Annotated in this window: 13 protein-coding genes; 3 read left to right on the plus strand and 10 right to left on the minus strand. The window is 71.2% G+C overall.

Annotated elements, in window-relative coordinates; translation table 11 throughout:
- Nucleotides 1-44 precede the first annotated feature (44 nt).
- From ACWDRB_RS25700 to ACWDRB_RS25710, 3 genes are read left to right on the plus strand one after another with little or no spacing between them, the layout of a single operon-like run.
- On the plus strand, nt 45-464 hold the full coding sequence (locus ACWDRB_RS25700) for a hypothetical protein (protein WP_449897498.1): 420 nt from the start codon (nt 45-47) through the stop codon (nt 462-464).
- A gap of 57 nt (nt 465-521) precedes the next feature.
- Nucleotides 522-1,157: a TetR/AcrR family transcriptional regulator gene (locus tag ACWDRB_RS25705; RefSeq protein ID WP_449897500.1), complete on the plus strand. Its 636-nt coding sequence runs from the start codon at nt 522-524 to the stop codon at nt 1,155-1,157.
- Nucleotides 1,154-2,569: a pyridoxal phosphate-dependent decarboxylase family protein gene (locus ACWDRB_RS25710; RefSeq protein WP_449897502.1), complete on the plus strand. Its 1,416-nt coding sequence runs from the start codon at nt 1,154-1,156 to the stop codon at nt 2,567-2,569. The genes ACWDRB_RS25705 and ACWDRB_RS25710 overlap by 4 nt, the downstream gene beginning before the upstream one ends.
- On the opposite strand, the gene ACWDRB_RS25715 is transcribed toward ACWDRB_RS25710, so the two are convergent.
- The 10 genes from ACWDRB_RS25715 to ACWDRB_RS25760 all read right to left on the minus strand — a co-directional run bounded on the left by ACWDRB_RS25715 (nt 2,562) and on the right by ACWDRB_RS25760 (nt 13,984).
- The gene (locus tag ACWDRB_RS25715) at nt 2,562-3,740 is read right to left on the minus strand and encodes an ABC transporter permease (protein WP_355193736.1); all 1,179 of its coding nucleotides are present in this window, start codon (nt 3,738-3,740) and stop codon (nt 2,562-2,564) included. The two genes, ACWDRB_RS25710 and ACWDRB_RS25715, sit on opposite strands and share 8 nt — an antisense overlap.
- Nucleotides 3,740-4,417: an ABC transporter ATP-binding protein gene (locus tag ACWDRB_RS25720; protein WP_449897504.1), complete on the minus strand. Its 678-nt coding sequence runs from the start codon at nt 4,415-4,417 to the stop codon at nt 3,740-3,742. The genes ACWDRB_RS25715 and ACWDRB_RS25720 overlap by 1 nt, the downstream gene beginning before the upstream one ends.
- Nucleotides 4,410-6,119: a peptidoglycan-binding protein gene (locus tag ACWDRB_RS25725; RefSeq protein WP_449897506.1), complete on the minus strand. Its 1,710-nt coding sequence runs from the start codon at nt 6,117-6,119 to the stop codon at nt 4,410-4,412. The genes ACWDRB_RS25720 and ACWDRB_RS25725 overlap by 8 nt, the downstream gene beginning before the upstream one ends.
- A gap of 7 nt (nt 6,120-6,126) precedes the next feature.
- Nucleotides 6,127-7,014, minus strand: coding sequence for a hypothetical protein (locus ACWDRB_RS25730; RefSeq protein ID WP_449897508.1), 888 nt, complete (start codon nt 7,012-7,014; stop codon nt 6,127-6,129).
- A 28-nt stretch (nt 7,015-7,042) separates the two neighbouring features.
- On the minus strand, nt 7,043-7,945 hold the full coding sequence (locus ACWDRB_RS25735) for a hypothetical protein (RefSeq protein WP_449897510.1): 903 nt from the start codon (nt 7,943-7,945) through the stop codon (nt 7,043-7,045).
- 34 nt (nt 7,946-7,979) lie between these two features.
- Nucleotides 7,980-8,891, minus strand: coding sequence for a hypothetical protein (locus ACWDRB_RS25740; protein WP_449897512.1), 912 nt, complete (start codon nt 8,889-8,891; stop codon nt 7,980-7,982).
- On the minus strand, nt 8,888-9,208 hold the full coding sequence (locus tag ACWDRB_RS25745) for a PadR family transcriptional regulator (RefSeq protein WP_449897514.1): 321 nt from the start codon (nt 9,206-9,208) through the stop codon (nt 8,888-8,890). Before ACWDRB_RS25745 ends, ACWDRB_RS25740 begins: the two co-directional genes overlap by 4 nt.
- Nucleotides 9,209-9,285: 77 nt before the next feature.
- Nucleotides 9,286-11,796 carry a glycoside hydrolase family 9 protein gene (locus ACWDRB_RS25750; RefSeq protein ID WP_449897517.1) on the minus strand — a complete coding sequence of 837 codons (2,511 nt, stop codon included), beginning with the start codon at nt 11,794-11,796 and terminating at the stop codon, nt 9,286-9,288.
- A gap of 96 nt (nt 11,797-11,892) precedes the next feature.
- The gene (locus tag ACWDRB_RS25755) at nt 11,893-12,486 is read right to left on the minus strand and encodes a GNAT family N-acetyltransferase (RefSeq protein ID WP_449897520.1); all 594 of its coding nucleotides are present in this window, start codon (nt 12,484-12,486) and stop codon (nt 11,893-11,895) included.
- Between the two features lie 22 nt (nt 12,487-12,508).
- Nucleotides 12,509-13,984, minus strand: coding sequence for an APC family permease (locus ACWDRB_RS25760; protein ID WP_449897523.1), 1,476 nt, complete (start codon nt 13,982-13,984; stop codon nt 12,509-12,511).
- Nucleotides 13,985-13,990 lie beyond the last annotated feature (6 nt).

Consider the following 13,990-nt stretch of genomic DNA (forward strand, 5'->3'; position numbering starts at 1 on the left):
TGAGCCGTTCGGCGCTCCCATCCGTCCAAGTAGGTGTGAAGAAGATGTGGCGAATCGTGCTCGTGCCGGTGCTCCTGCCGGCCCTGACCCTGTCCGCTGTCCCGGCTCCCGCGCAGGCGGCCGTCGCGGCGAAGAAGGTGCTGATCGACTACCGGAAGCAAGGCGGGTTCGCGGGGCTGAGCGACCATGTGATCGTCTACGCGAACGGCTGCGTGCGGCTCAGCCACCGTACGGGGCCGACCGTCGACAAGTGCCTCACCGGCAAGGAGGAACGCAGGCTGCGCACGTCCCTCAAGGGACTGAAGCTCGGGCGGTCCGAGGCCACCCCGCAGGGGGCGGACTTCCTCAAGTACACGCTTGTTTATAAGAAGCACCGCGTGAGCCGCTACACGCTCCCGCCGAGCTGGCAGCCGGTGGTGCAGCAGCTCGACAAGATCATGGTGAAGTACTGGGCGCCGGACTGAGCCGGGTCTCCATCAAGCGATTGACCGAAAGGTAAGGGTGGCACTACCTTCGGCCGCATGGACAGCGGACAGGTCAATCTGATCCTCAAGGTCGCGACACAGCTGTTCGCCGCGCGAGGCTTCGACGGCACCTCCACGCGCCAGATCGCCGAGGCCGCGGGGATGAACATCGCCACCGTCAACTACCACGTCGGTGGCAAGCGCGAGCTGTACCTGGCCGTCATGGAGCGCGCGCACCGGGCGGAGAAGGCGGCCCTGGACCTGGCGTTCGCCCGGCTGCCCGGTGACGACCTCGTCGCGGCGATCCACCGGCTGCTGGACGACTACCTCGACTTCTGCGTGGACAATCCCGAGGTGCCCGCCCTGTGGATGCACCGCTGGCTCTCCGACGCCAGTGACATCACCGAGCTGGAGCGCGAGTACGTGCAGCCGCTGGTGGCCTCGGTGACCGCCGCCGTCCGGCCCGCGGTCGAGGGCGGGCTGATCGACGAGAAGGTCGATCTCGAGTACGCGATGTGGATGGTCATCTGGTCCGTGCACGGGTTCGCCAAGGGAGGCGTGCTCGACGCGGAGGGCCGCCGCAGGGCCGCCGGCGACCGGGCCGCCCTGCGCCGCTTCCGCACCCACCTGCATCTGAGCGTCCACCGCACGCTCGGCCTGCCCGGCGACCCCAGCACGAAGGAGCCTGTGTGAACCCCGCAGCGAGGACCGCCGAGGAGCTGCTGGCCGAGGTGGCCAGGCTGAGGTCGCACGACTTACCCGTGCGCGGCGGCCAGGTGACGGCGTACGTCTACGACACCGGCCGGGCCGAGGTCCACGAGGCGGCGGCGCGGGCGTACTTCGAGATGCTGGAGGTGAACTGCCTCGACCCGACCGCGTTCCCCAGCGTGGTCGAGATGGAGCGGCAGGTCGTCGGCGCGGTCGCGGACCTGCTCGGCGGCGGCCACGGCATCTTCACCAGCGGCGGCACCGAGTCGATCATGCTGGCGGTCAAGGCCGCCCGCGACGCCGCGCGCAAGGCCCGCCCGAACCTGGTGCTCGCCGTCAGCGCCCACCCCGCCTTCCACAAGGCGGCGCACTACCTCGGCGTCGAGGTCGTGGCCGTGCCGGTGGACCTGGAGACGTACAAGGTGCGGGCGCGGGACGTGGCGGACGCGATCGACGAGAACACGATCATGGTCGTCGCCTCCGCGCCCTCCTACCCCCAAGGGGTGGTCGACCCGGTCGAGGAGGTCGCCGCCGTGGCCGCGGCGGCGGGCGTGCCGTGCCACGTGGACGCCTGCGTCGGCGGGTGGCTGCTGCCGTGGCTGCGCGCGGCGGGAGCGGCGGTGCCGCCGTTCGACCTGTCCGTGCCGGGCGTCACGTCGCTCTCGTGCGACCTGCACAAGTTCGGGTACGCCCCCAAGGGCGCCTCGGTCGTGCTCTTCGCCGATCCCGCGATGCGGCGCAAGGCGTACTTCGCCTCCGCCGCGTGGCCCGGCTACACGATCGTCAACGCGACCGTCCAGAGCTCCAGGTCCGCCGGGCCGCTCGGCGGCGCCTGGGCCACGTTGCGGGCGCTGGGCACGGAGGGCTACCTGGAGCTGGGCCGGGCGACCCTGGAGGCGACGGCCAAGCTGCGCGAAGGGCTCGCGCGGATCCCCGGGCTGCGGGTGCTCGGCGAGCCGGAGTCGTCGCTGGTGGCGTTCGCCGGGGACGGGATCGACGTGTTCGTGCTGGCGGACGAGGCGCGGGAGCGGGGCTGGTTCCTGCAGCCGCAGCTCTCGTACGCCGGGATCCCGGCCAACCTGCACATCACGGTCACCGGGGTGACGCTGGCGGGGGTCGAGGACATGTTGAAGGTGATCGCCGAGTCGGCCGAGGCCGCCAGGGAACGGGGGCCGGTCGTGCTGCCCGACGGGCTGGTCGAGCTGGTGGCGGCCACGGACCTGGAAACGCTCGACGAGGCGGACTTCGCCGAGCTGGCCTCCTCCGTGGGGGTGGACCTGCGGCCGGAGGCGGGGCAGCCGGAGATGGCGACGGTCAACGCGATCCTGGACGCGCTGCCCGCGGCCGCCCGGGAGGCGGTGCTCGTCCGGTTCCTGTCGGCCGTTTACGCTATCTGAGCGCGTCCACCGGCTCCATCCTGGCCGCCCGGAGCGCCGGATACAGCCCGGCCAGCAGGCCCACCAGGGCTCCCGCCACCGGCGCCGCGACCGCGAGGCGCACGTCCAGCAGCGGCGTCCACTGCTTGGCGGCCGACACCGCGACGACCGTGACGACGCCCAGGCTGGCGCCGATCACGCCGCCCGCGAGGCCGATCAGCGTCGACTCCAGCAGGAACTGCGCGGCGATGTGCCGCCTGGCCGCCCCGAGCGAGCGGCGCAGGCCGATCTCCGGCACGCGTTCCATCACGGTGACGAGCGTGACGTTCGCGATGCCGACCGCGCCGACCACGAGCGAGACCAGGCCGAGGATCAGGAAGAGCGCGTTGACGTCGTCCTGAGCCTGGTCACGCGCCCTGGTGGGGCTGGGCGGGGCCATCACCTGCAGCATGTCGCCGTTCCCCGGGCTGAGTGCGGTGGGCGCCTGCCGGGCCACCAGGTCCGCCGCGCCCAGGCTCGTGTTGACCAGCACCCTGGTGACGTCCCGCAGCCCGAACTGCCTGCCCACCGTGGGCGGCACGAACACGGCGGTGCTCAGGTTCCGCTCGCGGCGCAGGTCGCCCAGGATGCCGATGACCGTGTACGCGTGCTTGCCGATGAAGATGGCCGGCGCCCGGTCGAGGCGGCCGACGCCGAGCAGCTTGGCCGCCTGGTCGCCGATCACCGCCACCCGGTCGCGCCGCTCGATGTGCCCTCGGTCGTAGAACCTGCCCTGCACCATCCTGCCGCGCGCCGCCTCGGGCAGCCCGGTCGTCGCGGCCAGCACGGTCAACGACTGGGCGGTGACCCTGGTGGGATCCACGATGTCGTTGGAGCGCACGGACAGGTTCGCGCTGTCCTCCGACTCGGCCAGCGCGGCGGCGGACTCGACGCCGCGCAGCCTGGTCAGCCGGTCGATCGAGTCCCACTCCACGAGCGGCGTGTTCGGCGACTCCGGCACCTCCACCGTGATGGCCGTGGCCACCAGCGCGTCGAAGCGGCCGACGATCTGGTTGCCCGCGGTGGCGGCCACGCCGAGCGTGATGACCAGCGTGGTGATGCCGAGCACGGTCCCGAGAGTGGTGAGCGCGGAGCGCACCGGCCGGGCGAGCATGCCGGCCACGGCCTCGCCGAACAGGTCGCGTACGTGCATCACTCCTCCTCCACGAGTACACCGTCGGTGATCCGCACCCGGCGCCCGGCCCGCTTGCTGACCTCCCGCTCGTGGGTGATGACCACGAGCGTTATCCCCTGCCCCCGCAGCTCGTCGAACAGGCCGAGCACCGATTCGGTGTTGCGGCTGTCGAGGTTGCCCGTGGGCTCGTCGCACAGCAGCAGGGACGGCTCGCCCATGAGGGCCCTGGCGATGGCCGTACGCTGGCGCTCGCCCCCGGACAGCCGGTCGGGCGCGAACCCGGTCCGGTGGCCGAGGCCGACTCGTTCCAACGCCGCCAGGGCCCGCTCCCGCCTGCCCTTACGCGCCTGCCTGCCGTAAATTTCGGCGAGCATGACGTTCTCGACCACGCTGCGGTGGGAGAGCAGGTGGAAGGACTGGAAGACGAAGCCGATCCGGTCGCCGCGCAACCTGGTCCTGGCCCCGTCGCGCAGGGTGGTGGTCTCCGTGCCGTCGAGGCGGTAGCTGCCCGAGCTGGGGCGGTCGAGCAGGCCGAGCACGTTCAGGAGGGTCGACTTGCCCGAGCCCGACGGGCCGACGATGGCCAGGTAGTCGCCCCTGCCCACCCGGAGCGTGACGCGGTCGAGCGCCCGGACCGGCGGCTCTGCGGCGAACTCCCTGCTGACCTCCGCCAGCGAGATCACCGGCTCAGGCACCGCTGACCACCACCCGGTCGCCCTCCTCGATCGCGCCGGCGACCTGGACGTTCCCGTCGGCGGTCAGGCCCGTACGCACCTCGACGTCCCTGGTCTGATCCGTGGCGTACTCGACCCGCACCCGGGCCCTCCCGTCGGCCCCCGTGATCACGGCCGCCACCGGCACGACCAGCACCGGCTCCTTGGTCGCCCCCACCGTCACCCGCGCCGTGACGGCGGTCCCCGGCTTGAGCCCCTTCATCGAGGCCGGCGTGATCAGGACGGGCTCCGACCCGTCCTTGGCCTCCTCGGAGCCGGGCACCTTGGCCTGGTCGCCGACCGCGGTGAGGCGCGCCTTGTACGTCTTGCCCGTGTCGAGCTCGATGGCCGCCTCCATGCCCGTGCGCAGCAGCTCGGCCTCCGTCGCCTCCACCGCCCCCGTCACCGTGAACGCCGAGCTGGTCACCGTGGCGACCTCCTTCTCGACCTGCTGCCCCTGCTTGACCGAGACCTTGCGCACCCGGGCGGGCAGCTTCGGCAGGAACACCACCTCGCCGGGCGGGACGGAGGTCCCGTACGTACGCGCGAACTCGGCCAGCATCCCCTTGGCCGCGGCCACGTCCTTACCGGCGTTGGTCACCTTGAGCCTGGTCGGGGAGAGCTGCCTGGCCTGGCGCAGCGCCTGCTCGGCGGTGGCCTTGGCCTCCTTCGCGGTCCGTACGGCCTTGCGCAGCTCCACCAGGCTCTTCTCCCTGGCCTGCCGCGCCTCCTCCGCGACCCGCTCGCGCGCCTCCAGAGCCGCCGCCAGGTCGGCCTGGGCGTTCTGGACCCGCAGCTCCAGCAGGCTCGTGTCGGTGGAGACCGTGGGCTGGGGGGTGGCGGTGGCCGCCGGCGTGGGCTGTTTCCTGGCCTCGGCCAGCGCCTGCTCGGCCTCCGCGAGCTTCTCCTGTGCCGCGCGCACGGCCGCCTCCGCCGCCGCCATCCTGGTCTCGTCCTCCGGCGTCACCTCCCGGGCCTCGGCCTCCTGGAGGGCGCGCTCGGCCGTCTTCAGGTCCGCCTTGGCGTTGGCCAGCCTCATCTTGAGCGGCAGCACGTCGCGCCCCTGGTCCAGCGCCTTCTTCTCGGCGGCGAGGGTCTCCTGGGCGGTCTGTACGGCCTTGCGCAGCGTGTCGTACGCCTGCCGGTCGGTCAGCGTCGGCTGCTGCGCCTCGTACCCCTTCTTCGTGTACATGCGGGTGACGGCGGCGATCGTGGCCTGATCGAACACGCCGGAGACGGGACCGCCGTACCCCAGCCTGCGCAGCGCCCGCTGGAGCTGCTTGACGTCGTCCCCCTTGCTGCCGGGGGCGATCGTGCGGTGCATCGGCACGGACCCGCGCAGCGCGAACACCGGGCGGCCGTTGACCTCCAGGAAGACCGAGCCCTCCGAGAGCCGGCCCTGGCGCGGCGCCCGGGTGGCCCGCTGCTGCTCGGCCGTGCCGCCGACCGCCCCGGCCAGGCTGACCGGCAGGGGCGAGCCGTATTCCAGCGTGCCGCTGACCACGACGGTGCTGACGAGCTTGCGGCGCTCGACGGCGGCGGTGACGAGCGAGGCCCGCGGCGCGGCGCGGCGGGCCGCCTCGTCGGCGGGGGAGCGCAGCCGGGAGCCCACGGCCCAGCCGGCGCCCGCGATGATCACAACTCCGGCGACGGTGCCGGCGAGGAGCTTGCGCGGTGACTTCATGAGGTGGTCACATGCCGAACTGGGCGCTGACCTGCCCCTGGACCGCCTGCTCCTTCGGCAGGAAGGCAGGGTAGAAGTCCTTGCCGCACTCCAGGTCGTCGAGCGCCGCCCTGATCTCCTTGGCCAGATACGGCTTGGCCTGCTCGGGAGTGAGCGTCGGCGCGTAGTACCTCGGCACCTTGTCGTCCTCGGCGGGGGGAGCCACGTCGGGCACGTCGTCCATCTGCTCGCGGCCCAGCTTGTCCTCGTTGCCGAGCCACGTCTTCTGCCCCAGCTCGGACATGGCGACCGGCGCGGTGTCGCCGACGGCGTAGCCCTTGCCCTTCAGGCAGGTGGCCATGGCGGTGGCCAGCTCGACCAGCTCGGGGTCGGTGTTCAGCGTGCCCTTGCGGGCGCGGACGGAGGCCTTGAACTGCGCGTCGTAGAAGTCTTCCGTCGACTTCAGCTTCAGGCCGAGGACCGTGTTGGCCGCCGAGACCTGGCAGGCGTCCATCGCCTTCCGGTACGCCTGCATCTGCGTCTTGGAGAGCGCGTTCTGGATCTTCATGTTGGGGTTGGGCTCGTTGTCGAGGCCGGTCGTGCCCATCTCCTTGGGATAGACGTGCTGGGCGAAGACCCCGAAGCCGTATTTTTCGCGATATTTCCGCATTGCCTGGTAGTTGCCAGAAGCGCGGCTCTTGTCGTCCTCGGTGCCCGGCTTGTGCGGCGTCACGTACGCGACGTACTTGAAGCCTTTCTGCTTCATGCAGTCCGCTTTGGCCGCTTCGATCTGAACCTCCTTGCCCTCGGCGGTCGAGCCGGGCGTGGGCGCGGCGCTCTCGGTGGCGCCCCCGCACCCGGAGAGCGCGGCCAGGGCCAGCAGGGCGGTGGCGGTCACGGTGAGTTTGGTGAGCATGGCGAAGTCCGTCCTCCGATCCTGGGTGTCAGTAGGCGAACTGGGCCCTGACCTGCGTGTCGATCGCCGACTTGCGCGGCGTGAAGACCGGGTAGAAGTCCTTGCCGCACTCCAGGTCGTCGAGCGCGGCCTTGATCTCCTTGGCCAGGTAGGGCCGGGCCTGCTCGGCGGTGAGCGACGGCATGTTGATCGGCTGGTTGTCGCCCTTCTTCGCCGGAGGCGCGACATCGGGCACGGTGTCGTCCTGCTCCCGGCCCACCTTGTCCTGCTCCTTGTAGAACGCGTCCTGGCCGCGCTTGGCCAGGGCCGTCGGCCCGGTGTCGGTGACGGCGTAGCCCTTGCCCTTCAGGCAGGTGGCCATGGCGCCGGCCAGCTCCACCAGCTTGGGGTCGCTGTCGAGCGTGGCGGCGGTCGCGCGTTTCCTGGTCAGGGCTATCTGGTTGTAGTAGTCGAGGTTCGACTTCAGGGTCACGCCGAGGACCTGCTTGCCCGCCGTGACCATGCAGGCGTCCTTGGCTTTGTGGTAGGCGCCCAGTTGAGCCTCGGAGAGCGCCTCTTGGATCTTCATGTTCGGATCTTGATTGGGGCTTTCCCTCTGGGCCGCCGGGGCGTTCATCTCCTTGGGGTAGACGAACTCGGCGAAGACCCCGAAGCCGTATTTTTCGCGATATTTCTTCATGGCCTGGTAGTCGCCCGCGTCCCGGCGGCGGTCCTCGTCGCTCTGGGGTTGCTCCGGCTTCACCCACGCGACGTACTTGAAGCCCTTCTGCTTCATGCAGTCGGCCTTGGCCGCTTCGAGCTGGTGCTTCTTGTCCTTGGCCGCCGCCGCCGCGCTGGGGGAGGGCGGGGCGGCGGCGGTCTCTGCGGCGCCCCCGCAGCCGCAGAGGACGGCCAGGGCGAGCAGCGCGGTAGGCAGCGTCTTCCTCGTCATGGCGGGAGACCATACTCCGTTTAACGGAGCATGGTCAATCCAGACAGTGCCGCCGCCTCCGGAACGGCACGGAGGCGGCCCCGAGGACCAGCACGGCCAGCACGCCCCAGTAGGCCAGGTGCTGCCTGGTCAGGGAATCGGCGTTCATGGACAGCTCGACCGATCTCACCAGCAGGTAGATGCCCGACGCGAGCGCCCACCGGTGGTCGCGCGCCAGGTAGCAGCCCGCTACGGCCAGCCCGAACACCGCCGCCTCCGTCGCCAGCCGGCTCAGGCTGAGCGGGTACCAGGTGCCCTCCTCCATCCATGATGGGCCCGCCCACGCGACGGCCACCACGGCCGCCGGCCACCACCATGACCGGATCCGCGGCGTCTCCCGCCTTCTCGCCATGAGCACCAGCAGCCCGAGCAGCACCACCGCGTACCCGAAGGCCACGGCGAAGGGGCTGCTGTCCTGGAACAGGGCACGCCCGGTGAGGACCGACGGGTACACCGGCATCAGCGTCGGCTCGAACATCTGCCAGCCGCCCGCGACCGCGACCGTCTTCACGCCCGCGACGAGCGTGAGCGGGAATGCCACCGGCAGCCGTCCGCGCAGGACGGCCAGCAGCGCGAGCGCCGACAGTAGCGTCCACAGCGGCACCGCGCCCGCGTAGGGGAGCAGCGCCGCCAGGTTCGCGGCGGCCACGGCCGTGATGCCCAGGTGCAGGCCGTCCTCCCACGCGCTGCCCGTCGCCAGGTGGACGATGCGGCTGCGCACGCCGCCCACCAGCAGGCCCCACGCCTCCTTGGGCACCGGGACGTTCCTGCCGGGGCCGGCCGACTCCAGCAGGACGTCGACCAGCTCGTCGCCGTGCGCCGCGCGATACTGCCTCGGGTATGCCCGCAGTAACCGGCGGTAACGCCGTTCGAGGGACGTCATGGGCTGGGGCACGGTGGCGGTCATGTGATGGGGCGCAGCACGAGGGAGGCGGCCTCCTGCATGCGCCTGGCCTCGGCCTCGACCAGGGTCCGTCCCTCGTCGGTGATCCGGAAGTAGCGCCTGTTCCGGCCGTTGACCGTCTCCTCCCGGTCCACGGTGATCACGCCGCGCTCGTTCAGGCGCTCCAGGATGCCGTAGAGGGTGCCGACCGACGGCTGGACGCGGCCGCCCGACAGTTCTTTGATCGACTTGCTGATCGCGTGGCCGTGCAGCGGGCCGACGCGTAGGGCGGCGAGCACGAAGAACATCGGCTCGCTGACTTCTGAGGTTCCCCTGGGCATGGCCCAGATTATTCCGTTCAACGGAGCGTCCGCAACGTCCGGCGGCCTCTCGCGGAGAGGCCGCCGGACGGGCGGGGTCATCCGCAGCGCTCGCCGTTCAGGTGGAAGACCTCGGGAGACGGGTTGGGGCCCGAGGGGTTCGTGGCCACGAAGCCGAACGTCACGGACCTGCCCGGCTTGATCTTGCCGGAGCTCGTGGCCGTCACCACCGAGCCGGACTGCGACAGCGCCGCGCCCCAGTCCTGCCGGACGCGCTGGCCGCCCGGGAAGGACCAGCGCAGTGCCCAGCCGTCCACGGTCTGCCTGCCGGTGTTCTCGACCACGATCTGGCCGGTGAACTGGCCCGAGCCGTGCGCCGTGTAGCGCACCCGGCAGTCGGACCGCCCGCTCTTGTCGGCCAGGAACGCGGAGACCCAGGCCAGCGGGGAGTTCCAGTTGATGGTCAGCTCGTTCGTCGCCCACGACTCGATGTCGTCGATGTAGCAGAACTGCGGCTTGCAGCCCTTCAGCAGCCGCTGCGCGAGCGGGTCCTGGATGCCGGAGTTCGGGCCGCCGGCCAGCGTGCCGCGCGGCGGGTTGGGCAGCGCCGGGTCGAGCTGGTGGGAGTACCAGCGGCTGTGCTGGTTGCGCGAGGCCACCTCGCCGTAGCCGGTCACGTACGACTGGTTGAGCGCGTTGCGGCCGAGGATGTAGTCCATGCCCTCGCGCACGGCCGCCCGGTACTTCTCGTGGCCGGTCAGGTCGTACGCCGTGGCCAGGACGACCAGGTTGTTCAGCACCAGGTTGTTCGAGCCCCAGTCGAAGTCCGGCGGGTTGTACGGCAGCCCGTACGGGTGCGCCCGCTGGACCGCCAGATACTTCTCGGCCCCCTCGACCACGGACTGCCGCACCCGTGCCCGGTCGGGGAGCGCGTTGGGCACCGTGGCCAGGTCGAGGCGGCCGAGCTGGGCGGTGTTGCCCCAGTCGAAGCCCCGGTCACGCCAGATGTCGCCCGCGTGGTGCGGCGAGGCCAGCACGAAGTCCTTGAACTCCTTCTCGCCCGTCGTGATGAACAGCTCCGCCGCCGCCCAGTAGAACTCGTCGCTCACGTCGGCGTCGTTGTAGGCGCCGCCGCCGGTGCCGTCGTTCGGGTCGGCGTACCTGGCCGGGTCGGCCTTGGCCGCGGCCCACGCCCTGCGGGCGGCCTTGAGGTTCCTGGCCGCGAACGCCGGGTCGTACGGCGCGAACAGCCTGGCCGCCTGGGCCGCCGTGGCCGCGAGGTTGAGCGTGGCGGCCGTGGAGGTGGGGTGCAGCTCGCGCGGCTGCGGGTCCAGGTGCGGCAGCAGCGGCAGGCCCGTCCAGCTCCGGTCGTGGATCTTGTGGTGGGCCATGCCCGCGAACGGCTTGCCCTCCGGCACCTGCATGCTCAGCAGGAACTCCTGCTCCCAGCGGGCCTCGTCCAGGATGTCCGGCCTGCCGTTGCCGCTCTCCGGGATGGCGAGCTGGCCGTCCTTGAAGGCCGCCCTGTCCCGCTCGTACGCGGCCATGAGCTGGTAGACCGAGATGCCGCCGTTGACGACGTACTTGCCGTGGTCGCCGGCGTCGTACCAGCCGCCCTTGACGTCGAGGGAGTAGTCGCAGACGCCGGGCTGGCAGGGGACGCTCGCGTCGCCCTGGTTCGGCGCGACGCCGGCGTGCCCGGCGGGCCGGCCGTAGCCGGGCCTGAGGCTGTCGAGGATCTCGATGCCGCTGCGCTGGGTGTAGTAGAACTTCAGCGCGTCCGTGGGCAGCTGGTCGTAGATGTCCGCGGCGATGTCGAACGGCCGGCTCGTCTCGCCGTCGGCCGTCAGCGTGTAGTCCTTGCCGGGCTTGCGGTAGGAGCCGAAGTCGAGCGTGTGCACGTTCTGGCCGGAGCTGGCGTCCACGCCTCTGGGGGTGGTCCGGCCCTTGGCGACCGTCTGCTTGTCGGCGTTCTTGAGCTCCCAGTCCAGGGCCGTGGTCGCGGCGGTGACCACGGTGGCGTTCTTGGGGCCCTGGGGGAGGTAGCCGACCATGTTCACGCGGACGCGCGGGCCCGTGTCGGGCTCGTACACCTCGGGTTCGGCGCCGCCTTTGAGCGACACGTTGTCCATGCAGAACCTCCATGGCTCGGCGCTGCCGCCCAGTTGGAAGACGACCTGGGAGTTCGGCAGCGACACGGGGGCGGTGAACGTGTAGGAGTGGTCGTTGCCCGAGACGCTCAGCTCCGGGTTCGCCGACAGGTACTGCGTCCACGGGTCCACCGGGAGCTGGATCAGCGCCTTGCCGACCTTGGCGGGGGTCGCCGAGGCGCTGAACCGGTACGCGTACGTGTCGCCCGCCACCAGCGGGATGTCGTTCTGGCCGATGATCACGTCCCACGGGTTGGCGGTGCCGCCGGGGATGTCGGCGCAGAGCCGGCCCGCGTCTATGGCGAGGGTGGTGTTGCCGGTGCTCCACCAGGGGGCGGTTCCGGAGTCGAAGGTGCCGTTCACGATCTGCTCGGGTCCCTCGTCCGCCAGTGCCGTCGTGGCGGGGGACAGGGCGACCATGGTGAGGAGGGCCAGTAAGGCGGCCCGGCTTCGGGTCATGGAGGTCCTCAGGGTTGGGAGCGCTCCCAATCGGAGCCCTCCGATCCTCCTTTCCCGTCGCCGTCCCGTCAACGGCCTGCGGAAACTGTGAAACTTTCAGGCAGGGCGGCGCATCGGCCAGAACAGGGTCCCGTCCGGCAGCGCGAACGGCTCGCTCTGCCGGTAGCCGTGGCGCACGTACAGGTCGCGGTTGCGCGGGTCGCTGGCCTCCAGGTACGCGGGCACGCCGCCCAACCGGGCGTGCTGGTAGCGCAGCAGCGCCGACCCGAGCCCCTCGTTCTGACGGTCCGGGTGGACCGCCAGGAAGGCCAGATGGTGGTACGGCTCCGCCGGATGGTTCGCCTCGAACAACTCGTCGAGCACGCGGAAGCGCTCGACCCATTCGCCCGTCGTCTCGGCCAGGCGGCGGTCGTAGTCGGGCGGCTCGGGCAGCGGCGCGGTGCGCGGGAACCAGACCGCCACCGCGGGCCCGTCGTCGATGAGGTGGATCTCCCCGTGCTCGACGGCGTGGTCGACGAGGATCCGGAAGTTGGCGGTCATGACCCGGTGCCGCTCCCTGCGATCCGGCACGAGATAGTGCACCGCCCTCAGCCCGGAGAACGCGGTCGCGATGAGCTCCGCCACCCGTCCCGCGTCGTCCGCCGTCGCGTGGCGGATGACCGGCCGCATCGCCCACGTCTGCTGTTTCATCGCCCAGGCTCCTCTCGTTCTGTCAGCTGCCGTCCTGGGCGGTCGCCGCCTTGGCGCCCATCCCGACCAGTGAGTAAACGGCGGGTTGTCCGGCACGCAGGATGAACGCCCAAATCACCCCAATTACCGCAGCTACCCCGTAAACACCGGGCAGAATCCAGGTCAACGGATCACTCTCGGGTACGTTGAGCAGTGCCGCGAAGTTCGTCACCGCCAGCCAGACCATCACGGCCAGCGCGAGCGCGGCGGGCACCGGAGCGATCACCCGCCGCGCGAGCGTCTCCCCGCCTGGCTCCCTGGCGAAGAAGACGATCACCGCGACGGACGTCACGAAGATCAGCAGCAGCACGCCGAACCCGCCGAACGAGCCGCCGTAGAAGAACAGCTGCACCAGCGGGTCGAGCCCGAGCGCCGCGTAGACCAGGATGACCGCCAGCCCGAACACGCTCTGGGCGATCGAGCCCGCCTTGGGCGCTCCGCTGCGCGCCCGCGTCCGGCCGAAGACGGCCGGCAGCACCCGCTCGCGCCCGAGCGCGAAGAAGTAGCGGGCGGTGGTGTTGTGGAACGAGATCATCGCCGCTAACAGGCTGGTCACGAAGAGCACCCTGGCGATGTCCACCACTGCGTCGCCCAGGTGCGCCCCTGCCAGCTTGAAGATGGTGTCGGCCTGGTCGCGGTTCGCGACGGCCACGATGTTCGCGGGCCCGGTGGCGACCGTCATCGCCCATGACGACAGCGCGTACACGGCCGCGATGATCGCCACGGCCGAGTAGGTGGCCAGCGGGACGGTACGGCGCGGCTCCCGGCTCTCCTCCGAGAACACCACGGACGACTCGAATCCGACGAACCCCAGCGTCGCGATCACCAGCAGCGCCCCCACACCGGGCGCGAACAGCGCGCCCGGCGACAGCGTCTCCATCGAGAACCCGGAGGCCGCCGGGTGGGCCAGGTCCGCGAAGTCGAACAGCAGGATGACCGCCACCTCGGCGGTCAGCAACACGGCCAGCAGGCGGCCGTTCACGTCCACCCGCATCAGGCCCAGGACCGCGACCAGCGCCCACGCGACCAGGGCGACCAGCCACCAGGGCGGCGTGAGGCCCAGCCAGCGCTCCAGCAGCGGCGTGGCCGCCGTCCCGAACGCGCCGTACAGGCCCACCTGCAGCGCGTTGTACGCGATGAGCGCCACCCAGGCGGCCGCGATGCCCGCGGGCCGGCCCAGGCCGCGGCTGATGTAGGTGTAGAACGCTCCGGCGTTGGCCATGTGGCGGGCCATCGCCACGTACCCGACCGCGAAGACCGCCAGCACCACCCCGACCACCAGGAACGCGATGGGCAGCCCGGTGATCCCGGTGACCGCGTACGCGGTGGTGACCACGCCCGCGACGACGGTGAGCGGCGCCGCGGCGGAGAGCACGAAGTAGACGACCGAGGGCGCGCCGAGCCGGTCGGCGGCGAGCGCGCCGGCGACGAGGTCGGGCCCGGACTTCACGGGAAGCATCGGATT

Source organism: Nonomuraea sp. NPDC003707, assembly GCF_053587055.1.

Coding starts and splice junctions, on each gene's coding strand:
- ACWDRB_RS25700 (WP_449897498.1), top strand. CDS start 45: ATGTGGCGAATCGTGCTCGTGCCGGTGCTCCTGCCGGCCCTGACCCTG.
- ACWDRB_RS25705 (WP_449897500.1), top strand. CDS start 522: ATGGACAGCGGACAGGTCAATCTGATCCTCAAGGTCGCGACACAGCTG.
- ACWDRB_RS25715 (WP_355193736.1), bottom strand. CDS start 3,740: ATGCACGTACGCGACCTGTTCGGCGAGGCCGTGGCCGGCATGCTCGCC.
- ACWDRB_RS25725 (WP_449897506.1), bottom strand. CDS start 6,119: ATGAAGTCACCGCGCAAGCTCCTCGCCGGCACCGTCGCCGGAGTTGTG.
- ACWDRB_RS25730 (WP_449897508.1), bottom strand. CDS start 7,014: ATGCTCACCAAACTCACCGTGACCGCCACCGCCCTGCTGGCCCTGGCC.
- ACWDRB_RS25735 (WP_449897510.1), bottom strand. CDS start 7,945: ATGACGAGGAAGACGCTGCCTACCGCGCTGCTCGCCCTGGCCGTCCTC.
- ACWDRB_RS25740 (WP_449897512.1), bottom strand. CDS start 8,891: ATGACCGCCACCGTGCCCCAGCCCATGACGTCCCTCGAACGGCGTTAC.
- ACWDRB_RS25745 (WP_449897514.1), bottom strand. CDS start 9,208: ATGCCCAGGGGAACCTCAGAAGTCAGCGAGCCGATGTTCTTCGTGCTC.
- ACWDRB_RS25750 (WP_449897517.1), bottom strand. CDS start 11,796: ATGACCCGAAGCCGGGCCGCCTTACTGGCCCTCCTCACCATGGTCGCC.
- ACWDRB_RS25755 (WP_449897520.1), bottom strand. CDS start 12,486: ATGAAACAGCAGACGTGGGCGATGCGGCCGGTCATCCGCCACGCGACG.
- ACWDRB_RS25760 (WP_449897523.1), bottom strand. CDS start 13,984: ATGCTTCCCGTGAAGTCCGGGCCCGACCTCGTCGCCGGCGCGCTCGCC.